Here is a 25,156-nt window from a genome sequence, read left to right as displayed (position 1 = left end):
TCAGAACAGATCCATGATGCGCCAGCCGGCCGCGGCGGCGTGGTGGCGCAGGCGATCGTCCGGGTTGGTGGCGACCGGCTCGGAGACCTTTTCCAGCAGGGGCAGGTCGTTGGCCGAGTCGCTGTAGAAGGTGGTGTTCTCGAAGTTGTCCCAGCCCGCGCCCTGGGCCTTGAGCCAGGCCTCGACGCGGGTGATCTTGCCTTCGCGGAAGCTGGGCACGCCCTCGACCTCGCCGGTGAACTGGCCCTCGGGCGTGCCGTCGACGGTGGCCGGCTCGGTCGCGATCAGGTGCTTGATGCCGAAGGCCGCGGCGATCGGCGCGGTGACAAAGCTGTTGGTGGCGGTCACCACGGCGCACAGGTCGCCGGCTTCGAGGTGCTTGTAGACCAGCGCGCGCGCCTGCGGCGTGATCACCGGGTCGATCACCTCGTGCATGAAGCGCCCCCGCATGGCATCGAGCCGGTCGCGCGGGTTGGCCGCCAGCGGTGCCAGCGCAAAGCGCAGGAAGGCCTGGATATCGAGCGTGCCGGCCTTGTAGTGGCCGTAGAACTCGTCGTTCTTCTGCCGGTAGATTACCTCGTCGACGACGCCCAGGCGGACCAGGAAGCGGCCCCATTCATGGTCGCTGTCGGTCGGGATCAGGGTATGGTCGAGGTCAAAGAGTGCCAGATTCATGGGCGGCGATTTTACCTGAAGGCAGGATGGGGGGAGGGGGCGGGCGGTGCCGGGGCCGGGCCGGGGTGCTCGCCTAATCCCGGAATTCGGCAAACATCTCGCGCAGCAGCGGCAGCGTGACCGGCCGCTTGCGCTCGAGCGAATAGGTGTCGAGCGCGTCCAGCACCGCCATCAGGCTGGGCATGTCGCGGTAATGCCGCGTCACCAGCCAGTGCGTGATTTCGGGCGACAGCTGCAGGCCGCGCTCGCGTGCCGCATGGAGCACGGCGGCCTTCTTGTCGTCGTCGGACAACGGCGCGACCTGGTACACCAGGCCCCAGCCCAGGCGCGTGCGCAGGTCTTCGCGCACCGGCATTGCGCGCGGCGCCAGGCCGCCCGCCACCACCAGCGCGGTGCGCCCGTGCGCGCGCACCTCGTTGTAGAGCGAGAACACCGCGATCTGGCGCGCTTCGTCGAGCAGCTCGACGTCATCGACGGTGTAGAGCTGGCACCAGGGGTCGAACAGGAAATCGGAGAGCGGATGGTGCGGGCTCAGGTAGCGGCAGCGGATGCCGTGTTGCGGCCCGGCCTCGCATACCGCATGCAGCAGGTGGGTGCGGCCGCAGCCGACCTCGCCCCACAGGTAGATCAGGCGGTCGCTGGCATGCTCCTGCGCCAGCGCGGGTGGCAGTTCGCGCAGCCGCTGCACCGCCTCGCGGTTGGACGCCACCACGAAATTCTCGAAGGTCGAAGGCGGCGGGCTGCCCAGCTCGAGCGACAGTTGCTTGGGACGCGGGGACATGACGTATGGCTAACTTCGGCTAGATTCGTGGAGCGGGCAGCAGCGGATAGCGGGCGGCAGCCGTTATTTTCGATAGAGATCGCTGGCCAGGTAAACCCGCCGCAGCTGGCGCGCCCCCACCAGCAGCACGGCGCAGGTCGGCAGCGCCAGCAGCACGCCGAAGAAGCCGAACAGCTGGCCGAAGGCAAGCAGCGCAAAGATCACCACCAGCGGGTGCAGGCCGATGCGCTCGCCCACCAGCCGCGGCGTCAGGTAGAAGCTCTCGATGAACTGGCCGAAGCCGTAGACCACCGCCACCGCGGCCAGCCCGTACCAGTTGCCGAACTGCAGCAGCGCGGCCAGGATCGCCATCACCAGCCCGACGCCGAAGCCAATATACGGGATAAACACCGCCAGCCCGGTGAAGACCCCGACCGGCACGCCGATATCGAAGCCGGCAATGGTCAGCCCGATCGAGTAGATCGCCGCCAGGATCACCATCACCAGGATCTGGCCGCGCAGGTATTGGGACAGCAGCGCGTCGGTCTCGTTGGTCAGCTCGCGCACCTTGGGCACCCAGCGGCGCGGCACCACGCTCTCGATGCGGCGCATTACCATGTGCCAGTCCATCATCAGGTAGAACATGACGATGGGCACGATGAAGGCGATGCCCGCCACCGCGATCAGCGCCGAACCCGACATCTTGACGTAGTTCAGCAGCACCACCAACAGGTCTTCGGGGCTGGCGGCGAAGCGGTCCGACATCATGTTGCGCAGGCCGGGAAAGTCGAAGCGCACGCGCACGCCGAACTCGGCCAGCCGTGGCGACACCACCGAATTGAGCTTCTTCAGCAGGATCGGCAACTGCTCGCGCACCTGCGGGATCTCGCGCTGCAGCACCGCGATCAGCAGCAGCCCCAGCATCACGCAGACCACCGTCAGCAGCAGGATCATCAGCGTCACGCCGATCGCCCGCGGCACGCGGCGGCGCTGCAGCCAGTCGACGCCGGGATTCAGGATATAGGCGAAGATAAATGCGAACAGGAACGGGGTCAGCACCGGCGCCAGCGCGATAATGGCGGCGAACAGCGCCACGGCCACGACGATCCACAGCAGGATGCGCTTGGCCTCTTGGTTCAACAGCGGGGCATTCATCAAGGCTTGGGGCAAGGCGGCAGCGCGGTTTGCGGCGCGATCTCGCCGGAAACTGGAAGCGGGGGGCCTCTATCCGTTAAAATTGCGATTCTACTGGACTCGCGCCCGCCTTCCGATGCCACGCGCCGGAAGCGACGGTGGCCCGAGCGCCGAATTCGTCACTTTATTTCCTCCAGGACAAGCAGGTTCCCATGAGCGCATCCCCGACCGCCGGCCAGGCAGGCCTTTCCTACCGCGACGCCGGTGTTGACATCGATGCCGGCGACGCGCTGGTCGACCGCATCAAGCCGTTCGCCAAGCGCACCATGCGCGAGGGCGTGATGGCGGGCATCGGCGGGTTCGGTGCGCTGTTCGAACTGTCGAAGAAATTCCAGGAGCCGGTGCTGGTGTCGGGCACCGATGGCGTGGGTACCAAGCTCAAGCTGGCATTCCAGCTGAATCGCCATGACACCGTCGGCCAGGACCTGGTCGCCATGAGCGTCAACGACATCCTGGTGCAGGGCGCCGAGCCGCTGTTCTTCCTCGACTATTTCGCCTGCGGCAAGCTCGACGTCGACACCGCCGCCACCGTGATCCAGGGCATCGCCCGCGGCTGCGAACTGGCCGGCTGCGCGCTGATCGGCGGCGAAACCGCGGAAATGCCCAGCATGTACCCGGACGGCGAATACGACCTGGCCGGCTTCGCCGTCGGCGCGGTCGAAAAGAAGAAGATCATCGACGGCAGCACCATCGCCCCGGGCGACGTGGTGCTGGGCCTGGCCTCGTCGGGCGCGCATTCCAACGGTTATTCGCTGGTGCGCAAGATCATCGAGGTGGCCAGGCCGGACCTGAACGCCGACTTCCACGGCCAGCGACTGCAGGACGCGATCATGGCGCCGACCCGGATCTACGTGAAGCCGCTGCTGTCGCTGATCGAGGCCCTGCCGGTCAAGGGCATGGCCCATATCACCGGCGGCGGCCTGACCGAGAACGTGCCGCGCGTGCTGGGGCAGGACGTCACCGCGGTGCTGCAGCGCGATGCCTGGACCCTGCCGCCGCTGTTCCAGTGGCTGCAGGCACAGGGCCGCGTGGCCGACGACGAAATGCACCGTGTCTTCAACTGCGGCATCGGCATGGTGGTGATCGTCGCCAAGGAAGATGCGGAGCGTGCCATTCGCCACCTGCAGGCCGCCGGCGAAGCCGTGTGGCAGATCGGTGAGATCCGCGCGCGGGCCGAGGGCGAGGCCCAGACCATCGTGATCTGACGCAACCTCGGGATTCTCCAAAAAAAACGGCGCATGCCTTCGGGCATGCGCCGTTTTTTTTGTCCCTGCCTTCGGCTAGGTGTTTACCCGGCGCTGGCGACGGCGACGCAAGCCATTCTGCGCACCATGCCACATTCGTGCATTGCACCAAAACCCAGCATGCATATGCACCATTACTGAAAAACAATATTTAACTTGATTGTATGGCGGTTTATGGCCTAATGTACTGTGCAAAGACGAGGCACATGCATGCCTCGTCGGAGACAAGCCAGCGCGCAGCCAGCGAACGGCGCGCACTGGACAGGCCAGGGACCATTGGAGGATCCACCATGCAAGCAGTCAGCCTCGACACAGCCGGCAAGAGCGGCGCGTCGGCCCAGAAGCAGTCCGTCGCACGCGTTGCCGGCGCCAGCCTGGCCGGCACCACGCTCGAGTTCTACGACCATTTCATCTATGGCTCGGCCGCCGCGCTGGTCTTCCCCAAGCTGTTCTTCCCGCAGAGCGATCCGCTGACCGCGACGCTGCTGTCCTTCGCCAGCTACGGCGTGGCCTTCGTGGCCCGGCCGCTGGGCGCGGCGATCTTCGGCCACTACGGCGACAAGATGGGCCGCAAGTCGATCCTGATCATTACGCTGCTGATGATGGGCCTGGCCACCTTCGGCATCGGCCTGTTGCCGACCTATGCCACGGCGGGCGCGCTGGCGCCGCTGCTGCTGGTGCTGCTGCGCGTGGTGCAGGGCCTGGCGCTGGGCGGCGAGTGGGGCGGGGCGGCGATCATGGTCAACGAGCTCGATCCCGAGGGCAAGCGGCGCGGCATCCTCGGCAGCCTGGTGCAGCTGGCGGCGCCGATCGGCCTGCTGCTGGCCAACGGCATCTTCGCGCTGGTGACCTGGCAGGTCTCGGAAGAAGCCTTCCTCAGCTGGGGCTGGCGCGTGCCGTTCCTGCTGTCGGCGCTGCTGGTCGGGGTCGGGCTCTATATCCGCGCCAACGTGCGCGAATCCGGCATGTTCGAGAAGCTGGAGGAATCGCATGCCGAAGCGCGCGCACCGATCATGGAAGTGCTGCGCAACTACAAGAAGCAGCTGCTGATCGCCTTTGGCGCGCGGCTGGGCGGCGATATCGCGTTCTATGTGTTTACGCTGTTCCTGCTGTATTTCGTGCCGACCAAGCTGGGGCTGCCCAAGAGCATCGCGCTCAATGCGGTGCTGCTGGGCGCGCTGGCGCAGATCCTGTTCATCCCCGTCGCCGGCCTGCTGGCGGACCGCATCGGCCGCCGTCCCGTGCTGATGATCGGCGGCATCGGTGGCGCGGTGTGGGCGTTCGTGTTCTTCGCCATGGTCAAGACCGGCAGCCCGGCGCTGATCATGCTGGCCTCGTTCGTCGGCATGGTGCTGGTCTCGTTCATGTTCTCGCCGCTGGCCTCGTTCCTGCCCGAGCTGTTCGCCACCCGGGTGCGCGTGACCGGCGCCTCGCTGGGCTTCCAGTTTGCCGGCGTGTTCGGCGGCGCGCTGGCCCCGCTGATCGCGGTGGGCCTGCTCGACCGCTTCGGCAACACCATGCCGGTGGCGCTCTACCTGGCGGCGGTGTGCGCGCTGATCGCGGTGGCGGCGTTCGCGGCGCGTGAAACCGCGCGCATGCACCTGTCCGACGCCGACCGCTGAAGCGCGGCCGCTCTCCTTGTCCTCACATCAAAACCGTACCGTGAAACAGTTCGACCTCATCATCCGCAACGGCACCGTGGTGACCGCCAGCGACACCATGCAATGCGATATCGGCATCGCCGGCGGCCGCATCGTGCAGCTGGGCCATGACCTGGGCGAGGCCGCGCAGGTCATCGACGCCAGCGGCAAGCTGGTGCTGCCGGGCGGCGTCGATGCGCACTGCCACCTGGACCAGCCGATGCCGGATGGCCTTCGCATGGCCGACGACTTCAACACCGGCTCGGTCTCGGCGGCGTGCGGCGGCACCACCACGGTGATCCCGTTCGCGGCGCAGGAGAAGGGCCATTCGCTGCGCGCCGCGGTGGCCGACTACCATCGCCGCGCCGGCGGCAAGTCGGTGGTCGACTACGCCTTCCACCTGATCGTGGCCGACCCGACCGAGGCGGTGCTGAACGACGAGCTGCCGGGCCTGATCCGCGAAGGCTATTCGTCGTTCAAGGTCTACATGACCTACGACGACCTCAAGCTGAACGACCGCGAGATCCTCGAGGTGCTGTCGGTGGCGCGCCAGGAAGGCGCGCTGGTGATGGTGCATGCGGAGAATTCAGATTGCATCGCCTGGCTGACCGACACGCTGGAGGCGGCCGGCAACACCGCGCCGAAGTTCCACGCGCTGGCGCGGCCGATGGCGATCGAGCGCGAGGCCACGCACCGCGCCATCACCTTCTCGGAACTGGTCGACGTGCCGATCCTGATCGTCCATGTCTCGGGCAAGGAAGCGGTCGAGCAGATCCGCTGGGCGCGCAACCGCGGCATGAAGATCTTTGCCGAGACCTGCCCGCAATACCTGTTCCTGACCGCCGAAGACCTCGACCAGCCCGGCTACCACGGCGCCAAGTGCGTGTGCAGCCCGCCGCCGCGTGACCGCAGCAACCAGCAGGTGATCTGGGACGGCCTGGCCGACGGCCTCTTCACCATCTTCTCGTCCGACCATGCACCGTTCCGCTACGAAGACGCGCAGGGCAAGAAGCCCGGCGGCCAGGAAGTCCCGTTCCAGTACATCCCCAACGGCATCCCCGGACTGGAGACGCGGCTGCCGCTGCTGTTCTCGGCAGGCGTGGTGGGCGGCCGCATCTCGGTCAACCAGTTCGTCGCGCTGACCTCGACCAACCCGGCCAAGCTCTACGGCCTGCATCCGCGCAAGGGCACCATCGCCATCGGCGCCGATGCCGACCTGGCGATCTGGGATCCGCAGCGCGAGGTGACGATCCGCAATGACGGGCTGCACCATGCCGTCGACTACACCCCATACGAGGGCCTGCGCGTGACCGGCTGGCCGGTGACCACGCTGGTGCGCGGCAAGGTGGTGGCGCACGAGGGCGAGGTCATGGCGCAGGCCGGCCACGGCGAGTTCCTGCCGTGCGGCCTGCCGGAAATGGCACGGCCGCGCTACCGCACCTCGGGCGGCAGCCTGTGACCATCGCTTGGCCTGACTGACGACTTGACCGACACTGTAGACATGGAACTGACCAACCGCCTGGACGCCGCCACCATCGCGGCCCGCGTCGCCGCCGGGCGCCTCGACCCCGCCGAGGTGGCCGCGGCGTTCCAGGCCCGCATCGCGGCCCGCAACGACCAGCTCAACGCCGTCTTCGAACAACGCCAGGAACTGGTCGAGGCCGACCTGGCGCAACTGCGCGCGCGCCTGGCGCAGGGCGAGCGCCCGCTGCTGGCGGGGGTGCCGGTGATCGTCAAGGACGTGATCTGGTGCCAGGGCCGGCGCGTGACGCAAGGCTCGCAGCTGTACCGCGACTTTATCGCGCCCGCTGACGCGATCGCGGTCGAGCGCCTGCGCCGGGCCGGCGCAATCGTGCTCGGCATGGGCAACACCTCGGAGTTCGCCTGCAAGGGGCTGACCACCAACAAGGTCTACGGCCTGACGCGCCATCCGCTCGATGCCACGCTGACCGCGGGCGGCTCGTCGGGCGGCTGCGCGGTGGCGGTGGCGGCCGGCATGGCGCCGCTCGCGCTGGGCACCGACGGCGGCGGCTCCAGCCGGCGCCCGCCCGCGCATGCCGGCGTGGTCGGCTTCAAGCCTTCCTATGGCGCGATTCCCGATGCGATCGGCTTCGCCCACGCCTTCAACGGTATCCAGGTGATGGCGCCGATCACGCGCACCGTCGCCGATGCCGAGCTGATGTTCGAGGCGCTGGCCGGCGCCGATCCGCGTGACCCCGATACGCTCGGCTTCGCGCTGGCCGCGGCGCGTCCGCTGCATACGCTGAAGATTGCGGCCAGCCCGCGCCTGGGGCTGGACACGCCGGTCGACGACGATGTCGCCGAGGCCTTCGAGCAGGCCGTGGCCCGTTTGCAGGCCGCCGGGCTGAGCATCGAACGCGCCGACCCGGCGTGGCCACAGGGCGCCGACGAGGCCGCGCTGATGCCGCTGCAGCATGTCGGGCTGGCCCATCTCTACGGTGACGCCTGGCGCCGCGACCCGGAGCTGTTCGATGCCGACGTCGCGCGCCAGATCGAGCGCGGCCTGGCCTGGACCGGCGCCGAGGTGGCGCGCGCGCGCGAGGCCAGCCGCCAGATTGCGCTGGCCGTGGCCGCTTTCTTAACCCGCTATGACCTGCTGCTGTGCCCGACCACGCCGTGCGTGGCCTGGCGCAACGACCGCCTCGGGCCGGAGCGCATCGGCGGCGTCGCGGTGGAGCCGCGCGCCCATGCCGTGTTCACGCCCTTCTTCAACCATGCGCTGGCGCCGGCGATCTCGGTGCCTTGCGGCAGCGGCCGCGACGGCCTGCCGGTGGGCCTGCAGATTGCCGGCGCGCGCGGTGCCGACCGCAGCGTGCTGGCCGCCGCGCGGCTGGCCGAAGGCCTGCTGGCGTCCTTAGTCAACCCTGCCTGATCCCTGACATGCGAATCCTTGTTCTGAATCCCAACACCAGCGAAGGCATCACCGCGCGCCTGATGGCCGCGGCCACCGAAGCCGCCGCGCCCGGCACCGAGCTGGTGCCGCTGACCGCCAGCCGCGGCGTGCCGTATATCGCCACCCGCGCCGAGGCGCAGATAGGCGGCGCCATTGCGCTGGAAATGCTGGCCGAGCATCACGGCCAGTTCGACGCCGCGGTCATCGCCGCCTTCGGCGATCCCGGCCTGATGGGCGCGCGCGAGCTGTTCGACCTGCCGGTGGTGGGCATGGCCGAGGCCGCGATGCTGTCGGCGTGCATGCTGGGGCGGCGCTTTGCCATCGTCACCTTTGCGCGCGCGCTGGGGCCCTGGTACGAGGAATGCGTCGACATGCACGGGCTGCGCGGCCGGCTGGCCGGCATCCGCATGCTCGACGGCAGCTTTGCCTCGGTGTCGGACGTGCAGGAAGAGAAGGAGGCGGTGCTGGTGGAACTGGCCAACCGCGCGGTGGTGGAGGACGAAGCCGATGTGGTGATCCTCGCCGGCGCGCCGCTGGCCGGCCTGGCCGCGCGCGTGCGCGACCGCATTGCGGTGCCGGTGGTCGACCAGATGGCCGCCGCGGTCAAGCAGGCCGAGGCGCTGGTCGCGCTGCAGCCGCGCAAGGCCACCGCGGGGACGTTCCGCCGCCCCGATGCCAAGCCCACGCTGGGTTTGCCCGCCGCGCTGGCGGCGCGCATCGAGCACCGCTAAGCCGCGCCCGGCTTGCCTTCACGCTGACGCCGCGGCTCAGACCGCGGCGAATACCGCTTCCAGGTCGACCTTTTCTTCGGCCGGCAACTCCAGCCGCAGCGTGCTTTCGACGTGGCCGAGGTGCTCGGCCATCAGCCGCGCGGCGCGTTCGCCGTCGCCGGCTTCCAGCGCATCGACGATATCGTCGTGCTCATGATGCGGGCATGACGGCACCCCCGGCGCGTCATACAGCGCGATGATCAGGCAGGTCAGCGAGCACAGCTCGCGCATGTACTTGCCCAGGTACTGGTTGCCCGTCATTTCCGCCAGCTTGCAGTGGAACTCGCCCGACAGCCGGATGATGGCGCGGCGGTCGTTGCTGTCGCGCGCCTGCGCTTCCTGGCGCGTGGTCTCGCGCAGCGCGCGCACGCCGCTGGCGCTGATCGCCCGGGCCAGGTCGCGCACCAGCGCCGGCTCCAGCAGGTGGCGGGAATGCAGCACCTGGCGCGCTTCGGCCACGCTCGGGCTGGAGACGAAAGTGCCGCGGTTGGGATGCACGGTCAGCACGCCTTCGTGCGCCAGCTTGGCGAAGGCCAGCCGCACCTTGGTGCGGCTGACGCCGAACACGCCGCCCAGCTTTTCCTCGACCAGCTTGGTGCCCGGCGGCAGGCGGTGCTCCCAGATCGCGGTCAGGATGCGGTCGGCGATTGCCTCGACCGACGCGCTGCGCGCGCCGTCGGCGTCGGTCTCAGGGAGTCCGTCGGCAGGCCCGGCGGGCGGTTCGGCTTTGGTGCGTGGCATGGCGGTTGGCGCGGTTCGGAAAAAAGACAGTTGGTGCTGCCATTGTATGGCGGTTTGGGATCGAGTGTATAACACCGATGTTGGGCCGTTCTTGCCTTATTTCGCGCCGAGCCGATCCAGTGCGGCGCCGGTCACGCGGCAGATGCGCCAGTCCGGCAGCACGTCGGCGCCCATGGCCCGGTAGAAGTCGATCGACGGCTGGTTCCAGTCCAGCACCGACCATTCGAAGCGGCCGCAGCCACGCTCGAGCGCGAGCGCGGCCAGGTGCTTGAGCAGGGCCTTGCCTAGGCCGTGGCCGCGCCAGGCCGGGTCGACATACAGGTCTTCCAGGTAGAGGCCCGGCCTGGCGAGGAAGGTCGAGAAGTTGTGGAAGAAGAGGGCAAAGCCGACCGCCTTGCGGTTGCCATCGACATCGGCATCGACCTCCACCAGCACGGCCTCGGCATGCGGCGTGGCGCCGAACAGCGCCGCCTCGATCTTGTGCGGCGTGGCTTCGACCAGATGCGTCAGCTTTTCGTATTCGGCCAGCGCCAGGATCAGGTTGAACAGCGTTTCGCTGTCGGCAGTGGTGGCGGGGCGCAGCGTGAAGGTGGGCTTGGACATGCCGGTCGGCCTGGCGAGTACGAGGAGCGGCAATTATCGCCTGTCCGGCACTCGCCATGCCAGCCGGCCTGCCGCCGGATCAGCGCCCGAAGTCAGCCAGCGTGCGCACCTGGTCGACATAGCCGGGCGCCAGGCAATCGACCACCAGCCGCTCGGGTGTGCTGCGCAGCCAGGTCAGCTGGCGCTTGCACAGCTGGCGCGTGGCGGCGATGCCGCGCTCGCGCATGGTGGCAAAGTCGGCCTCGCCGTCCAGGTATTCCCACACCTGCCGGTAACCGACGCAGCGGATCGACGGCAGTCCCGGGTGCAGGTCGCCACGCGCGCGCAGCCGCTCGACCTCTTCGATAAAGCCGTGCGCCAGCATGGCGTCATAGCGCCGGGCGATGCGGTCATGCAGCGCCAGCCGCTCCGACGGCTCGAGCGCGATCACGCGGTAGCGCTGGTCGGCCGCGCCGGCAAAGGTGCGGCCCTCGGCCTGGCGCGCCAGCAGCGCCGACATCGGCTGGCCGGACAGCCGGTGGATCTCCAGCGCGCGCTGGATGCGCTGCGCGTCATTGGGCGCGAGCCGTGCCGCGGTGACCGGGTCGACCTCGGCCAGCATCGCATGCAGTGCCGGCCAGCCGCGTTCGGCGGCGAGCTGGTCGAGCTCGGCGCGCAGCGCGGCGTCGGCCTGCGGCAGGTCATTGAGCCCCTGTGTCAGCGCCTTGTAATACAGCATGGTGCCGCCGACGATCAGCGGCACATGGCCGCGCGCCCGAATTTGCGCGATCAGCCGTTCGGCATCGGCGACAAACTGCGCGGCCGAGTAGCTGTCGGCCGGGTCAATGATGTCGATCAGGTGGTGCGGCGCCGCGGCCAGTTCGTCGCGCGTGGGCTTGGCGGTGCCGATATCCATCTCGCGGTACACCAGCGCCGAATCCAGGCTGATGATTTCCACCGGCGCGTCGGCCGCGAGCGCGAGCGCGGCGGCGGTCTTGCCGGACGCGGTGGGGCCGAGCAGGCATACTACGGGTGGATGCGCGGTGGAATCGTGGGGGACTGCGGACATCGACAAGCCTTGAAGCGAAGGAACGGGCGCGGCTTATTGACCGCGCAGGAACAGCCGGTCGAGCTCGGTCACGGTCAGCTGCACCCAGGTGGGCCGGCCGTGGTTGCACTGGTCGGCGCGCTCGGTCTGCTCCATCTGGCGCAGCAGCGCGTTCATTTCCTCGACGGTGAGCTTGCGGTTGGCGCGCACCGCGCTGTGGCAGGCCAGCGTGGCGAGCAGTTCGTTGCGGCGCTCGGCCAGCACGCGCGAGCCGCCGTAGGCGTGCAGGTCGCGCAGCACGTCGCGCGCCAGCGCCTCGGCATCGGCCTGCTGCAGCAGCGCCGGCACCGCCCGTACCGCCAGCGTGGTCGGCGACACCGGGGCGATATCGAAACCCAGCAGCGTCAGCGTGTCCTGGTGTTCTTCGGCCACGCCGAGCTCGACCGGGCTGGCTGGCAGCGTCACCGGGATCAGCAGCGGCTGCACGGCCAGCTCGCGCGCGTCCAGTGCGGCCTTGATCTGTTCGTAGAGGATGCGCTCGTGCGCCGCGTGCATGTCGACCAGCACCAGCCCGCGCGCGTTCTGCGCCAGCACGTAGATGCCGTGCAGCTGGGCGATGGCATAGCCGAGCGGGTGTTCGTCGGCGGCGCCGGTCTGGTCGGACCCCGGCGCCGGCGGCAGCCGCTCCAACAGGCCGGGCGGATCGCCGGCGCGCGCGGCCTGGACCTCGGCCAGCCATGCCGGCGCTTGCGCCGACGCGCCGGCCCAGCCGCCTGCGCCCGTGCCGGATGCGCCGTAGGGGCGTGCCGCCGGCGCGCTGGCCTCGCGCACCATGCCCAGGTAGGCCTGGCGCGGCTGGGCGATGCCCAGCTCCGTCTGCCGTGCCGCGGAATAGTTGATCCATTGGCCCGCGCCGCCTGCGCCAGGCCGCGCTGCAGCCGCTGGCGTCGCAGGGCCCGGCGGCAGCGTGATCTCGCCGTCGGCATTGGTATGCAGGCTGTCGCCATTGGCGCCGGCCTGGCGTGCCAGGCAGCGCTGCACCGCGTGGTAGACAAACTGGTGCACGGCGCGCGATTCGCGGAAGCGCACCTCGATCTTGGACGGGTGTACGTTGACGTCGACCATCTCCGGCGGCAAGTCCAGGCACAGCACGTACGACGGGAAGCGGTCGCCGTGCAGAACGTCCTGGTAGGCGCTGCGCACCGCATGGTTGAGCAGCTTGTCGCGCACGAAGCGGCCGTTGACGAAGAAGTACTGCTGGTCCGGCCGGCCGCGCGAGGCGGTGGGGAGCCCGGCAAAGCCGTACAGGCTCAGGGTGTCGGCGTGCTCGTCCAGCGCCAGCCGGGCGCGGGCGAAATCGTTGCCCAGCACCTGCGCGGTACGCGTGGCGACGTCGCCGGCGTTCCAGTGCTCCAGCGGCTTGCCGTTGTGGTGGACCGAGATGGTCACGTCCGGCCGTGCCAGCGCCACGCGCCTGACCATCTCCAGGCAGTGGCCCAGCTCGGTTTGTTCGGTCTTGAGGAACTTTCTGCGCGCCGGCGTGTTGAAGTAGAGGTGCTGCACGTCGACGCTGGTGCCGACGCCGCCGGATGCCGGCTGCACCGCGCCCGAATCGGCGCTGACCTGGGTAGCGTGGACATCGGCCGCGGTGCGGCTGGTCAGCGACATCTGCGACACCGACGCGATCGAGGCCAGTGCCTCGCCGCGGAAGCCGAGCGTCAGCACGGATTCGAGTTCGTCGAGCGAGGCGATCTTGCTGGTGGCGTGCCGCATCAGCGCCACCGGCAACTCGGCGGCGGGAATGCCGCAGCCGTTGTCGGTGATGACGATGCGTCGCACCCCGCCTTCCTCCAGGCGGATGCCGAGTTGCGTGGCGCCGGCATCGAGCGCGTTTTCCAGCAGTTCCTTGACCACGGACGCCGGGCGTTCGACCACCTCGCCGGCGGCGATCTGGCTGATGAGCTGGTCCGGCAGCGGCCGGATCGGGCGCGGCTGCTGGGTAGTGCGCAAGGCGGTGCTGGAAGGGGAGGCTGGCATCCGGCGATTATACGTGGACGTTCCCCCACGCAGACGGGTTGCCGAGGTGGGGGAAAGGCGCGGCCGCTCTTGTATGATTCAGGCGATGGCGGCGTGGATCGGACACCGGCGCCGCATGGAAAGAAACCGTCAATACACCACACGGGGAACGACTTGGATCTCGCTTTGCAGCTCATCGACATGCTGGTGCATGTCGACAAATACCTCGGCACGGTCATCGACCAGTACGGCCATTGGGTCTATGCCATCCTGTTCCTGATCGTTTTTGCCGAAACCGGGCTGGTGGTGCTGCCGTTCCTGCCGGGCGACTCGCTGCTGTTTATCGCCGGCGCCTTCTGCGCGACCGGGGCCATGAATGAATGGGCGCTGATCGGCCTGCTGCTGGTCGCGGCCATCACCGGCAATACCGTCAACTACCTCGTCGGCAGCTGGATCGGACCCAAGGTCTTCGACCACCAGTGGCGCTTCCTCGACCAGGATGCCTTGCGCCGCACCCATGACTTCTATGAGCGGCACGGCGGCAAGACCCTGGTGATGGCGCGCTTCGTGCCGATCGTGCGCACCTTCGCGCCGTTCGTGGCCGGGGTGTCGCAGATGACCTTCGCGCGCTTCCAGATGTTCAACGTGATCGGCGCGCTGGCATGGGTAGTCGGGCTGGTCTTTGCCGGCTACTTCTTCGGCAACCTGCCGTTCATCCGCCAGTACCTGAACCTGATCGTGCTGGCCGGCATCGGCGCGGCGGTGGTCCCGCTGGTGCTGGGCGGACTGTGGAAGCTGGTGCGCGGCAACCGCCGCCGGCCCACGCGCGTCGAGCGCTGAGCCGCGTCAGTCGACGCGTCTGCTGAGCTGCCTTAGTTTAGGCTGCGGCTCATCATCCGCAGCGCGGGCATGCGCTCGCGGATCTGGCCGATATCGGCGGCGTCGGGGCGGGCCTGGACATAGGCTTCCAGGTCGGCCAGCGCGGGGCGGAAACACTCCAGGTTGGCGTAGGCCAGGCCCCGGTCGCGCACTTCCTCGATCGAACCGGGCAGCAGGATCACCAGCCGGTTCTGCACCGATAGCAGACGCTGCCAGCGCGACTCCTGCAGGTAGATCGCCTTCAGGTTGCGCAGCATGCGCGCGATGATCTCGCGATGGCTGGCCGCGCGCAGGAACAGGCCCAGCGGCACCTGGCTGGCATCGCTGATGCCTTCGCGCTCCAGGTACGGGTCCAGCATCTCCTGCAACTGTTCCTTCGACAGGGTCTCGCCGGTGAGCGGGTCCAGTATCACCTCCCCGGCCGGGATCGTCATGCGCAAAAGGAAATGGTTGGGGAACGACACCCCCTTGAGCGGCAGGCCGATCTGCTGGCCCAGCTCCATATGCAGCACCGCCAGCGAGATCGGGATGCCGCGGCGCTGGCGCAGCACCACGTTCAGGTAGGAGTTGTCGGGGTCGTAGTAGTCGTTCGCGTTGGCGCCGAAGCCGAGATCGCGATAGAAGAAATGGTTCAGCAGCCGCAGCCGCTGGATCGCGGGGGTGCCTTCGGCAATCCGGCGCTTCAGCCGCAGCGCCAGCACGTCCAGCGCCGCCAGCTCGCCCTGCAGGTCCAGGTCGGGATAGGCGTCCTGCGCGATGGACAGCGCGGTTTCGGTCAGCGGGATGCCGTTTTCGTCGGCCACGAGGCTGGCGAAATAATCCAGGACTTTGGTGGATGTCATGTCGGTTTCCCGGTGCAGCCGCCGGCACCGCGCGCAGCGTGGGTCACCAATGCCTGGCGCTCAGCCGGCAATGGCAGTTGCCGCTGACCCATCAGCCGGCCCGGCGCCTGAAGGCAGAGTAGCGCAGTCCCATGAGCCACAGTGTACCGAAGTAGACCACCGCTGCAAGTACCAGGCACGAAGCCAGCAGCGCGATGCGCAGCAGCGGCGTCGCGCCCAGGCCGATCCAGTCGAAGTTGCGCGCGAACCAGAGCAGCATGCCCGACAGCAGCAGCACCGAAGCGCTCAGCTGCGCTAGGAACAGCCACCAGCCCGGGGCCGGGCGGTACAGGCCGCGCCGGCGCAGGCCGAGGAACAGCAGCAGCGCGTTGAGCGTGGCCCCGGCGCTGATCGACAGCGCCAGCCCGGCATGGCCGATCCAGGGCACGAACACCACGTTGCAGGCCTGCGTGATCACCAGCACCAGCAGCGCGATCTTGACCGGCGTGCGGATATCCTGGCGTGCGTAGAAGCCCGGCGCGAGGATCTTGATCGAAATCAGCCCCATCAGGCCCACGCCGTACGAGACCAGCGCCTGGCGCGTCATCTCGACCGCATGGGCGTCGAACTTGCCATAGTTGAACAGCACCGCGGTCAGCGGTGCGCCGAACACGAACAGGCCGACTGCGCACGGCACGGCCAGCAGGAAGGTCAGGCGCAGGCCCCAGTCGAGCAGGCTGGAGTACTCGGCATGGTCGTTCGAGGCGTTGGCCCTGGACAGGCTCGGCAGCAGGATCGTCCCCAGCGCCACGCCCAGCAGCGCGGTCGGGAATTCCATCAGTCGGTCGGCATAGGTCAGGTACGAAACGCTGCCCGCCGCCAGCCGTGAAGCAATATTGGTATTGATGATCTGGCTGACCTGTGCCACCGACACCGCCAGCAGCGCCGGCCCCATCTGGCGCAGGATGCGGCGCACGCCCGGATCCGACCACGCCGCGCGCAGGTTGAAGCGGATGCGCGGCATCATCCCCAGGCGCCGCAGCGCCGGCACCTGGATCGCCAGCTGCAGCACGCCGCCGACCAGCACGCCCCAGGCCTGCGCGTAGATCGGCTGCTCCATGTGGGGGCCGACGAATAGCGCGGCAACGATCAGGCACAGGTTGAGCAGCACCGGCGTAAAGGCCGGCACCGCGAACTTGCGCCAGGTATTGAGGATGCCCGAGGCCAGCGCCACCAGCGAGATCAGCCCGATATACGGGAACATCACCCGCGTCATGAATACCGCCGCGGTATAGGTCTCCGCCTGCCCGCGAAAGCCCGTGGCGACCACCGTCATCACCAGCGGCGCGCCGATCACGCCGAGCAGCGACACCGCCATCAGCACCCAGGTCATCACGGTGGCGACGGCATCGATCAGGGCCTTGGTCGGGGCGTCGCCGCGCTTGGTGTGATATTCGCCCAGGATCGGCACGAAGGCCTGCGAGAACGCGCCTTCGCCGAAGATGCGGCGCAGCAGGTTGGGAATGCGGAAGGCCACGTTGAACGCGTCGGTCATGTCCGACGCGCCGAAGGCGCGGGCGATCAGGATCTCGCGCACCAGGCCGGTGATGCGCGAGAGCATCGTCAGGCTGCTGATGGTGGCGAGCGCTTTGAGCAGGTTCAAGATGCGGACGGGTGCGGGACGGTGGGCCGGTGCCGGGGCACCGCGAGCTCCTTGAGACGCGGTCCGGGCAGTAAAGTTGCCGGCGCGCCACGTGGCCCGGCACAATGTGGCGCTTATTATACGGATCACGCCCCGGTGCCCGGCCCTGCGCCGGCAAAGTCCCAGCGGTCTTGTCACGTGCTCCGGCATCTGTGTATAATTGCCGATTCACAAGGACAGTTGCGTTCCGGATTCGTGTGTCAGTGCATCCCGGGTCGCTCGATATGACTTAATTGTTGTGTCCCCCGCGGCACGCATCTGAATTCAGGATATTTTTTACATGGCAAATTCCGCACAAGCCCGCAAGCGCGCCCGCCAGGCCGTTGCCCAGAACGCCCACAATTCCAGCCTGCGCTCGCGTCTGCGCACTGCCGTCAAGGCCGTCCGCAAGGCCATCGACGCTGGCGACAAGGCCGCTGCCGCCGAGATCTTCAAGAACTCGCAAGCCGTGATCGACAGCATCGCCGACAAGAAGATCGTGCACAAGAACAAGGCTGCGCGCCACAAGTCGCGCCTGTCGGCCGCCATCAAGGCCATGGCTGCCTGATAGCTGCCCGGGCCGCCGCAGCGGCCCACCGCAGGCGGGTGCCCCCGGGCATGCTGCCAACAAAAAAGCTCGTCATCCGACGAGCTTTTTTGTTTTCCGGCGCCGCGCCGCCGGGCTTATTCCAGCGAGCAGGCTTCCACCAGCTGCAGGTTGTTGTCGCGGGCGAAGTTCAGAACGAAGTCCAGCGCCTTGGGCTCGATGTCGCGCAGGCGCACATCCACCACCACGCATTTGACGTTGCCGGCAAAAATCGGGCGCACGTAAGGCGAGTAGGTCAGGCGCGGGTCGCCGCTGTCGCCTTCGGGGCGGAACTGCGCCATCACGCCGCACAGTCGTTCAGCCCAGTCGCTCGGGCGGAAGGTCTTGCCTTCCTTGGTAATGCCTTGGATAAAGTATTCGCGAACGTTGGGGTTCATGAGGCTGGACACTGCGGGTGAGGCGGATGACTCGACGGTAAGCCCGCTGGACGGGGGGCGCCCGTTTGACGCGGCCGGGACGCGATTGGTTCGCGCTGGTTCCAGCCGGAAGGCGGGGCGTCGGTGTCCTGCAGGGGCACTTTTGATGCCGGCGGCGGGCACTGGCATGGGTATGCCGGGCCCCGCGTGAATCAGCCAGTATTATATCTTATATAAGAGTTGCGCATAAGGGTGAAATCCTGTCAGAAAGCTGTCAGCGCAACGGTGCGGGCGGCCGCGGCCGGGTTGATCCGGGCTCGCCAAAGCAGAAATAATCCCTTATGATCCTTGCAGTTAAATTGCGTATGCGACGCGAAAGGCGGCTCCGCGACGCGCTTCGATCCTGAACGGTTTGCAAGAACAGTTCGTGACGGCGTGTCCCCACCGAGCCGCCTTCTTTGTTTTATGAGCTCAACCCCGATCAAGCATTACCTGCAGTTCAGCGACTTTACTCCCGACGAGTACGAGTACCTGCTGGACCGCGCGCGGATCCTGAAGGCCAAGTTCAAGAACTACGAGACCTGGCACCCGCTGCACGACCGCACGCTGGCCATGATCTTCGAGAAGAATTCCACGCGTACGCGCCTGTCGTTCGAAGCCGGCATCCACCAGCTGGGCGGCCACGCGGTGTTCCTGAACACGCGCGACTCGCAGCTGGGCCGCGGCGAGCCGATCGAGGATGCGGCGCAGGTGATCTCGCGCATGGTCGACATCATCATGATCCGCACCTTCGGCCAGGACATCATCGATCGCTTCGCCGCGCATTCGCGCGTGCCGGTGATCAACGGCCTGACCAACGAATACCACCCGTGCCAGGTGCTGGCCGACGTCTTCACCTATATCGAGCAGCGCGGCAGCATCCGCGGCAAGACGGTGGCGTGGATCGGCGACGCCAACAACATGGCGTACACCTGGATCCAGGCCGCCGAGCGCCTGGGTTTCACCTTCCATTTCTCGGCGCCGCCGGGCTACCAGCTGGATCCGGCCATGGTGCCAGCGTCCGCCTCCGGCCTGGTCAAGGTCTTCGACGACCCCCTCGCGGCCTGCCAGGGCGCTAGCCTGGTCACCACCGACGTGTGGACCAGCATGGGTTTCGAGGCCGAGAATGACGCCCGCAAGCGCGCCTTCAAGGACTGGATGGTCACCACCGCCATGATGGACCGCGCCGCGTCCGACGCGCTCTTCATGCACTGCCTGCCGGCGCATCGCGGCGAGGAAGTCGAGGCCGCCGTGATCGACGGCCCCAAGAGCGTGGTCTGGGACGAGGCGGAAAACCGCCTGCACGTGCAGAAGGCGCTGATGGAATACCTGCTCTGCGGCCGCTACTGAGCGCGCGCGGAGTGAACAGGGGAGGGGCCGCGACGGCCCCTCTTTTTACGTCTGATTCAAGACAGTGAAGGAGATGGAAGTGAGCCAGTTCGACAACGTATCGGTCGTCAAGAAAGCCAACCTGTATTTCGACGGCAAGTGCGTGAGCCATACCGTGCTGTTCCCGGACGGCACCCGCAAGACGCTGGGCGTGATTTTTCCGGCGTCGCTGACGTTCAACACCGGCGCGCCTGAAATCATGGAAATCAACGCCGGCAGCTGCCGCGTGCGCCTGGCCGGCTCGGAAGACTGGCAGACCTATGGCGCCGGCCAGCAGTTCAACGTGCCGGGTAACAGCAGCTTCGACATCGAGGTGCAGGAGACGCTGGACTACGTCTGCCACTTCGCGTGACGGCCGCGGCGGGCCAGCGTGGCTGGCTCGTCAGCTTTACAGCACCACCGGTTCGGGCTCGATGCGCACACCGTAGCGGGCCTGCACGGTATCGGCAATGCGGTTGGCCAGCGCCAGCAGCATCGCCCCGGTGCCGCCGCCATGGTGCACCAGCACCAGGGCCTGCTTGCCATAGACGCCCACCGGGCCGTCGCTCACGCCCTTGAAGCCGCAGCGGTCGATCAGCCAGCCGGCCGCCAGCTTGTAGGTGCCGTCTGGCTGCGCATAGCTGACCAGGTCCGGATGCGCCTGCAGCAAGGCGTCGCGCAGCGCGGCGCTGACCAGCGGGTTCTTGAAGAAGCTGCCGGCATTGCCCAACTGCGAGGGGTCGGGCAGCTTGCGCGAGCGGATCGCGACCACGGCGTCGCGGATGGCGGCCGCGTCCGGTGCCGGCTGGCCGTCCAGTTCGCGCGCCAGTTCACCGTACGACAGCACCGGCCGCCATGCCGTGGGCAGGCGCAGCGTGACCGCGGTAATGATGTAGCGCCCGGCGCCGGCGCGCTTGAACAGGCTGTCGCGGTAGCCGAACTCGCAGGCCTGCAGGTCCAGCCAGACGAAGGTGCCGGCGTCCCGGTCATAGGCGCGCACGCCGGCAAAGCGCTCGCGCAACTCCACGCCATAGGCGCCGATGTTCTGGATCGGCGCCGCGCCCGCGGTGCCCGGGATCAGCGCCAGGTTTTCCAGGCCCGGCATGCCATCGGCGATGGTGCGGTTGACCAGCGCGTTCCAGTTCTCGCCCGCGCCCACGGTGACCAGCCAGGCATCGCCGCCTTCGCTGGTGGCTTCGGCCTGGTAGCCGGGAATCTCCATCAGCAGCACCAGCGCGTCGAGATCGCCGGTCAGCACGACATTGCTGCCGCCACCCAGCACCACCAGCGGCAGGCCTTCGGCGCGCGGGTCGGCCAGGGCCGCGCCCAGGTCGGCCTCGCTGCGCACATGCACCGCAAAGCGTGCGCGGGCATCGAATCCGAATGTATTGTGGCGACGCAGGGGATAGAATTCGTGGAAATCTGCCATGCAAGGGAAAGGTGACGCGGCCGCCGCTGGTGTGCGCGACCCGGAACTGCGAGGTTGGCTGGATTATACGGAAGGCGCCGTGCGCGGCCGGCTTCCGGGCATACGGATCACAAGGAGAATGCAATGCCGTCGTTTGACGTAGTGTGCGAAGCGAATATGGTCGAGGTGAAGAACGCGGTCGAGCAGGCCAACAAGGAAATCTCGACGCGCTTCGATTTCAAGGGCTCCGACGCCCGGGTCGAGCACAAGGAAAACGAGCTGACCGCCTTTGCCGACGATGATTTCAAGCTGGACCAGGTCAAGGACGTGCTGATCAGCAAGATGGCCAAGCGCAACGTTGACGTGCGCTTCCTGGATTACGGCAAGACCGAGAAGATCAGCGGCGACAAGGTCAAGCAGGTGATCACCATCAAGAAAGGCGTGACCGGCGACCTGTCCAAGAAGATCGTGCGCATGATCAAGGACAGCAAGATCAAGGTGCAGGCGAGCATCCAGGGTGACACGGTGCGCGTGTCGGGCACCAAGCGCGACGACCTGCAGAACGTGATCGCCATGCTGCGCAAGGATGTGTCCGAGTCACCGCTGGACTTCAACAACTTCCGCGACTGAGTGGCACCCGCGCCGGCTCGCGTGCCGGCGCCGCGCGCGGCCGCCGCTTAGCGCGGCTGCGGCAGCCCCCCGATCTTCGCGCCCGCCCTGATGCCCTTCTGCGTGAACCACCCCTGGTTCATTTCCAGCGCGTAGCGGATCGCCGCCTTCGGGCAATGGTTGTTTTCGGTGCGCGGCGCCATGTCTTCGATATTGACGATGGTGCCGTCGTCAGCGATAAACGCAATCGACAGCGGCAGCTCGGTATTGCGCATCCAGAAGCAGTGGCCAGCCTTCTGCTCGAACACGAACAGCATGCCGGCATTGGGTGCCATCGATTTCCGGTACATCAGCCCTTGCTCGCGCGCGGCGGGCGTGGCCGCGATTTCGGCCTGGATCGCATACATGCCCGCGGTCAGCGGGGCCACCGGCAGCGCCCCTTGTGCGTTGGCAAGTCCTGCCGCCAGCGCGGCGATCGCGAAGCAGCAGCTTGAGGTCAGGGTCTTCGACAACAGGGGCATGATGGTCAGTCCGGGATGGCACGGCGTCGGGCAGCCGCAAGCATAACGCACGTTGCATGCGCGGCTGAGCGCGGTGCGACCCGCACTAAACAAAAAAGGCAGGCGCCCTGGTGGCGACCTGCCTTTCTTCCGCTGCGGGCTCAGTGCCCGGCAGTGGCGCCAGCCGTGTTATGCGGCCGGGGCAGCGGCAGGAGCGGTTTCCTTCTTCTTGCTGTGCTTCTTGTGGGTGGCCTTCTTCTTGGTGGTCTTCTTCGGGGCTTCCTTGGTGGCCGCGGGCGCTGCCGGCTCGGCAGGCGCGGGGGCCGCGGCCTGGGCAAAGGCGCCGGTGGCGAACAGGCCGACAACCAGTGCAGCGATCAGTTTTTTCATGGCGTATTACCTCGAAGGATAAAAGCAGTCGGGAAAGGGGTGACGCGTGGTTGGACGTGTCCCCGACAAGAACGAGGCCGCGGGTGCCAGCGTTGACGCGCGATTTGTTAGCTTTTGTAACCTAAGCGCCGCTTGGCTTCGTTCGCCTGTCTGGTCTTGGAGACATGGGTGCGCGCCGCAGGCCCCGCGCGTTTCGAGGCTGGCGCCAGTGCAATGCCCGACTCGGCGAGCGGCACCTCGCAACTTTCCCCCGGCGCGAGGCCGAGCGCGCGGAGGTCAAGCGCGCCGATCCCGACCCGGACCAGCCGCAACGTCGGGAACCCTGCCGCGGCGGTCATGCGCCGCACCTGCCGGTTCTTGCCTTCGCGGATTTTCAGTTCCAGCCACGCCGTCGGGATGGCGGCGCGAAAGCGCACCGGCGGATAGCGTGGCCATAGCCATTCCGGGACTTCGATGACACGGACCTTCGCCGGCCGGGTCACGAAATCGCCCAGGTCAACCCCGGCGCGCAGGCGGGCCAGGGCCTTGGCGTCAGGAATGCCTTCCACCTGCGCCAGGTAAGTCTTCTCCAGCTTATGGCGCGGATCGGCGATGCGCGCCTGCAACGCGCCATCGTCGGTCAGCAGCAGCAAGCCCTCGCTGTCGGCGTCGAGCCGCCCGGCCGGATACACGCCTGGGATGGACACACACGAGGCCAAAGTCGGCCGCGTCGGATGTTCCGAGAATTGGCTCATGGTGCCAAACGGCTTGTTCAGGGCAATCAGGATCATGGGGCGCAAGTATGCCGCAGCGGCGCGCCTGGGGCTCGGTCAGATGGGGCGGATCGGGGTCCGGCCCGATTGGCGGATGATGAAAAATTGCTGCATAATATAAAATTAGTCTTGTGTCTTATATAAGACTGAAGCCGATCAGGCATGATGCACGGCAGTATGGGCAAGGCATCCCGGCCCGCTACAATGCACAGCGCCATCTCCCCGAATCTTGCCGCCCGGCCACGAACCGGCGGCAGTCACAACCGTTCCGTAACTGGAGACGTCATGTACCAACACATCAAGGTTCCGGCAGGCGAAAAGATCACGGTCAACCAGGACTTTTCCCTCCAAGTCCCGGACAACCCGATCATTCCTTATATCGAAGGCGACGGTACGGGCCTCGATATCACCCCGGTGATGATCAAGGTGGTCGACGCCGCCGTCGCCAAGGCCTACGGCGGCAAGCGCAAAATTGCCTGGATGGAGATCTACGCCGGCGAGAAGTCGACCAAGGTCTACGGCCCGGACGTCTGGCTGCCGGATGAAACCCTCGACGTGCTGAAGGAATACGTGGTGTCGATCAAGGGTCCGCTGACCACGCCGGTCGGCGGCGGCATCCGCTCGCTCAACGTGGCGCTGCGCCAGCAACTGGATCTCTATGTCTGCCTGCGCCCGGTACGCTACTTCAAGGGCGTGCCCTCGCCGGTGCGCGAGCCGGAAAAGACCGATATGGTGATCTTCCGCGAGAACTCCGAAGACATTTACGCCGGCATCGAATGGGCGGCCGAGAGTGACCAGGCCAAGAAGCTGATCGCGTTCCTGCAGAACGAGATGGGCGTGAAGAAGATCCGCTTCCCGGCGACCTCGGGCATCGGCGTCAAGCCGGTGTCGCGCGAGGGCACCGAGCGCCTGGTGCGCAAGGCGATCCAGTACGCGATCGACAACGACAAGCCGTCGGTGACGCTGGTGCACAAGGGCAACATCATGAAGTTCACCGAAGGTGGCTTCCGCGACTGGGGCTACGAGCTGGCGCAGAAGGAATTCGGCGCCGAGCTGGTCGACGGCGGTCCGTGGTGCAAGTTCAAGAACCCGAAGACCGGCAAGGACATCGTGGTCAAGGACGCCATCGCCGACGCCTTCCTGCAGCAGATCCTGCTGCGCCCGGCCGAATACTCGGTGATCGCCACGCTGAACCTGAACGGCGACTATATCTCGGACGCGCTGGCGGCGCAGGTCGGCGGCATCGGCATCGCGCCCGGCGCCAACATGTCGGACTCGGTGGCGATGTTCGAAGCCACCCACGGCACCGCGCCGAAGTACGCCGGCAAGGATTACGTCAATCCGGGCTCGGAAATCCTGTCGGCGGAAATGATGCTGCGCCACATGGGCTGGACCGAGGCCGCCGACCTGATCATCGCGTCGATGGAGAAGTCGATCCTCTCCAAAAAAGTCACCTACGATTTCGCCCGCCTGCTGGAAGGCGCGACCCAGGTTTCGTGCTCGGGCTTCGGCCAGGTGATGATCGACAATATGTAAGCACAGACTCCCGCCAGGGCGGGCGAGCTGTCGACAAGACCCCGGTACCGGATACCCGGTACCGGGGTTTTTTTCTTGCCGCCCGCCGCGGCGTTGGCTAGAACTTCTGGACTGACGGGCATCCGGCCCGGGGAGACTGGCATGGACGATCCCTTCCGCCGCACCGCCTTCGGCGCGGCCCTGTTCTACAAGGATCCACTGGCGGCGCTGGACTGGCTGGAGCGGGCGTTCGGGTTCGAGCGGGTCATGGTGATCCGCGACCGGCAAGGGCAGCTGGTGCATTCCGAAATGCGTTTTGGCGACAGCTACCTGATGGTGGGCAGCGAGTGGGCCGACTTTACCGCCAGCCCGGCGTCGATCGGCGGCAAGAACACCCAGACCGTGCACGTGCACCTGCCGGATGGGCTCGACCAGCATTGCGAGCGGGCCCGGGCCGCCGGCGCCCTGATCCTGCGCGAGCCGCAGGACGAGTTCTATGGCGATCGCACCTACACCGCACGCGATGCGGAGGGCCATGTCTGGACCTTCGGCCAGACTGTGCGCAAGGTCACCAGGGAAGAGGCCGAACAGGCCAGCGGCCTGAACATCGACGGCTGGGCCTGAACCGGCGAGAGCGGGGGCGCAAG

Annotated in this window: 26 protein-coding genes; 12 read left to right on the top strand and 14 right to left on the bottom strand. The window is 67.2% G+C overall.

The features are described from left to right. From CBM2586_RS13285 to CBM2586_RS13275, 3 genes are all read right to left on the bottom strand, one after another. Positions 1-675: an HAD family hydrolase gene (locus CBM2586_RS13285; RefSeq protein ID WP_115687966.1), complete on the bottom strand. Its 675-nt coding sequence runs from the start codon at positions 673-675 to the stop codon at positions 1-3. A 73-nt stretch (positions 676-748) separates the two neighbouring features. Next, a complete protein-coding gene (gene hda, locus CBM2586_RS13280) occupies positions 749-1,456 on the bottom strand; it encodes a DnaA regulatory inactivator Hda (RefSeq protein WP_115687964.1) in 708 nt (235 codons plus the stop codon). Positions 1,457-1,519: 63 nt separating this feature from the next. Next, the gene (locus CBM2586_RS13275) at positions 1,520-2,590 is read right to left on the bottom strand and encodes an AI-2E family transporter (RefSeq protein WP_115661255.1); all 1,071 of its coding nucleotides are present in this window, start codon (positions 2,588-2,590) and stop codon (positions 1,520-1,522) included. A 191-nt stretch (positions 2,591-2,781) separates the two neighbouring features. On the opposite strand from CBM2586_RS13275, the gene purM reads away from it, so the two are divergent. The 5 genes from purM to CBM2586_RS13250 all read left to right on the top strand — a co-directional run bounded on the left by purM (position 2,782) and on the right by CBM2586_RS13250 (position 9,158). Further along, complete coding sequence (gene purM, locus CBM2586_RS13270) at positions 2,782-3,834, top strand: phosphoribosylformylglycinamidine cyclo-ligase (RefSeq protein ID WP_115661256.1); 1,053 nt, start codon at positions 2,782-2,784, stop codon at positions 3,832-3,834. 329 nt (positions 3,835-4,163) lie between these two features. After that, the gene (locus CBM2586_RS13265; protein ID WP_115661257.1) at positions 4,164-5,495 is read left to right on the top strand and encodes an MFS transporter; all 1,332 of its coding nucleotides are present in this window, start codon (positions 4,164-4,166) and stop codon (positions 5,493-5,495) included. A gap of 40 nt (positions 5,496-5,535) precedes the next feature. After that, positions 5,536-6,972: a dihydropyrimidinase gene (hydA, locus tag CBM2586_RS13260; RefSeq protein ID WP_115687962.1), complete on the top strand. Its 1,437-nt coding sequence runs from the start codon at positions 5,536-5,538 to the stop codon at positions 6,970-6,972. A 24-nt stretch (positions 6,973-6,996) separates the two neighbouring features. Further along, a complete protein-coding gene (locus CBM2586_RS13255; RefSeq protein ID WP_240987923.1) occupies positions 6,997-8,406 on the top strand; it encodes an amidase in 1,410 nt (469 codons plus the stop codon). Positions 8,407-8,414: 8 nt separating this feature from the next. Then, positions 8,415-9,158, top strand: coding sequence for an aspartate/glutamate racemase family protein (locus CBM2586_RS13250; protein WP_115661260.1), 744 nt, complete (start codon positions 8,415-8,417; stop codon positions 9,156-9,158). A 36-nt stretch (positions 9,159-9,194) separates the two neighbouring features. On the opposite strand, the gene CBM2586_RS13245 is transcribed toward CBM2586_RS13250, so the two are convergent. From CBM2586_RS13245 to mutL, 4 genes are all read right to left on the bottom strand, one after another. Beyond that, positions 9,195-9,938 (bottom strand): GntR family transcriptional regulator, encoded by a 744-nt coding sequence (locus CBM2586_RS13245; RefSeq protein WP_115687958.1) that lies wholly within the window; start codon positions 9,936-9,938, stop codon positions 9,195-9,197. A 96-nt stretch (positions 9,939-10,034) separates the two neighbouring features. Continuing rightward, the gene (locus CBM2586_RS13240; RefSeq protein ID WP_115661262.1) at positions 10,035-10,541 is read right to left on the bottom strand and encodes a GNAT family N-acetyltransferase; all 507 of its coding nucleotides are present in this window, start codon (positions 10,539-10,541) and stop codon (positions 10,035-10,037) included. 79 nt (positions 10,542-10,620) lie between these two features. Then, positions 10,621-11,589 carry a tRNA (adenosine(37)-N6)-dimethylallyltransferase MiaA gene (gene miaA / locus CBM2586_RS13235; protein WP_115661263.1) on the bottom strand — a complete coding sequence of 323 codons (969 nt, stop codon included), beginning with the start codon at positions 11,587-11,589 and terminating at the stop codon, positions 10,621-10,623. A gap of 33 nt (positions 11,590-11,622) precedes the next feature. Next, the gene (gene mutL / locus CBM2586_RS13230) at positions 11,623-13,605 is read right to left on the bottom strand and encodes a DNA mismatch repair endonuclease MutL (protein WP_115687956.1); all 1,983 of its coding nucleotides are present in this window, start codon (positions 13,603-13,605) and stop codon (positions 11,623-11,625) included. 165 nt (positions 13,606-13,770) lie between these two features. Between mutL and CBM2586_RS13225 the strand changes: the two genes are divergently transcribed. Next, the gene (locus CBM2586_RS13225) at positions 13,771-14,424 is read left to right on the top strand and encodes a VTT domain-containing protein (protein ID WP_115663686.1); all 654 of its coding nucleotides are present in this window, start codon (positions 13,771-13,773) and stop codon (positions 14,422-14,424) included. 32 nt (positions 14,425-14,456) lie between these two features. Here CBM2586_RS13225 and CBM2586_RS13220 read toward each other — a convergent pair whose 3' ends face one another. After that, a complete protein-coding gene (locus tag CBM2586_RS13220; RefSeq protein WP_115661265.1) occupies positions 14,457-15,305 on the bottom strand; it encodes a SirB1 family protein in 849 nt (282 codons plus the stop codon). A 91-nt stretch (positions 15,306-15,396) separates the two neighbouring features. Continuing rightward, entirely contained in the window at positions 15,397-16,947 is a 1,551-nt protein-coding gene (murJ, locus tag CBM2586_RS13215; RefSeq protein ID WP_115661266.1) for a murein biosynthesis integral membrane protein MurJ, read from the bottom strand. A gap of 319 nt (positions 16,948-17,266) precedes the next feature. On the opposite strand from murJ, the gene rpsT reads away from it, so the two are divergent. Next, entirely contained in the window at positions 17,267-17,533 is a 267-nt protein-coding gene (rpsT, locus tag CBM2586_RS13210) for a 30S ribosomal protein S20 (RefSeq protein WP_006579059.1), read from the top strand. A 116-nt stretch (positions 17,534-17,649) separates the two neighbouring features. On the opposite strand, the gene CBM2586_RS13205 is transcribed toward rpsT, so the two are convergent. Further along, complete coding sequence (locus CBM2586_RS13205) at positions 17,650-17,949, bottom strand: DUF3579 domain-containing protein (RefSeq protein ID WP_012353767.1); 300 nt, start codon at positions 17,947-17,949, stop codon at positions 17,650-17,652. A 444-nt stretch (positions 17,950-18,393) separates the two neighbouring features. On the opposite strand from CBM2586_RS13205, the gene argF reads away from it, so the two are divergent. Together argF and CBM2586_RS13195 are read left to right on the top strand one after the other, a co-directional pair. After that, positions 18,394-19,317, top strand: coding sequence for an ornithine carbamoyltransferase (gene argF, locus CBM2586_RS13200; protein WP_115661267.1), 924 nt, complete (start codon positions 18,394-18,396; stop codon positions 19,315-19,317). 79 nt (positions 19,318-19,396) lie between these two features. Continuing rightward, positions 19,397-19,708 carry a pyrimidine/purine nucleoside phosphorylase gene (locus CBM2586_RS13195; RefSeq protein WP_115663687.1) on the top strand — a complete coding sequence of 104 codons (312 nt, stop codon included), beginning with the start codon at positions 19,397-19,399 and terminating at the stop codon, positions 19,706-19,708. A 36-nt stretch (positions 19,709-19,744) separates the two neighbouring features. On the opposite strand, the gene murB is transcribed toward CBM2586_RS13195, so the two are convergent. Continuing rightward, complete coding sequence (gene murB, locus CBM2586_RS13190) at positions 19,745-20,764, bottom strand: UDP-N-acetylmuramate dehydrogenase (RefSeq protein WP_115661268.1); 1,020 nt, start codon at positions 20,762-20,764, stop codon at positions 19,745-19,747. A 123-nt stretch (positions 20,765-20,887) separates the two neighbouring features. Between murB and CBM2586_RS13185 the strand changes: the two genes are divergently transcribed. Next, positions 20,888-21,373 carry a YajQ family cyclic di-GMP-binding protein gene (locus tag CBM2586_RS13185; protein WP_115687954.1) on the top strand — a complete coding sequence of 162 codons (486 nt, stop codon included), beginning with the start codon at positions 20,888-20,890 and terminating at the stop codon, positions 21,371-21,373. Positions 21,374-21,420: 47 nt separating this feature from the next. Here the strand turns inward: CBM2586_RS13185 and CBM2586_RS13180 are convergent, their stop codons facing one another. From CBM2586_RS13180 to CBM2586_RS13170, 3 genes are all read right to left on the bottom strand, one after another. Next, complete coding sequence (locus CBM2586_RS13180; protein ID WP_115687952.1) at positions 21,421-21,873, bottom strand: DUF192 domain-containing protein; 453 nt, start codon at positions 21,871-21,873, stop codon at positions 21,421-21,423. Between the two features lie 168 nt (positions 21,874-22,041). Then, positions 22,042-22,242 carry a hypothetical protein gene (locus CBM2586_RS13175; RefSeq protein ID WP_115661270.1) on the bottom strand — a complete coding sequence of 67 codons (201 nt, stop codon included), beginning with the start codon at positions 22,240-22,242 and terminating at the stop codon, positions 22,042-22,044. A gap of 107 nt (positions 22,243-22,349) precedes the next feature. Beyond that, positions 22,350-23,012, bottom strand: a complete 663-nt coding sequence (locus tag CBM2586_RS13170) for a pseudouridine synthase (protein WP_115687950.1) — start codon at positions 23,010-23,012, stop codon at positions 22,350-22,352. Positions 23,013-23,279: 267 nt separating this feature from the next. Here CBM2586_RS13170 and icd point away from each other — a divergent pair, with 267 nt between their 5' ends. Next, a complete protein-coding gene (gene icd, locus CBM2586_RS13165) occupies positions 23,280-24,530 on the top strand; it encodes an NADP-dependent isocitrate dehydrogenase (protein WP_115687948.1) in 1,251 nt (416 codons plus the stop codon). A 141-nt stretch (positions 24,531-24,671) separates the two neighbouring features. Then, the gene (locus CBM2586_RS13160) at positions 24,672-25,133 is read left to right on the top strand and encodes a VOC family protein (RefSeq protein WP_115687946.1); all 462 of its coding nucleotides are present in this window, start codon (positions 24,672-24,674) and stop codon (positions 25,131-25,133) included. Positions 25,134-25,156 lie beyond the last annotated feature (23 nt).

Origin of the sequence: Cupriavidus taiwanensis, from assembly GCF_900250115.1 — a bacterium.
Taxonomy (GTDB): Bacteria; Pseudomonadota; Gammaproteobacteria; order Burkholderiales; family Burkholderiaceae; genus Cupriavidus; species Cupriavidus taiwanensis_B.
Note: the sequence above shows the minus strand (reverse complement) of the source record. Positions and strands in the feature narration are given on the sequence as shown.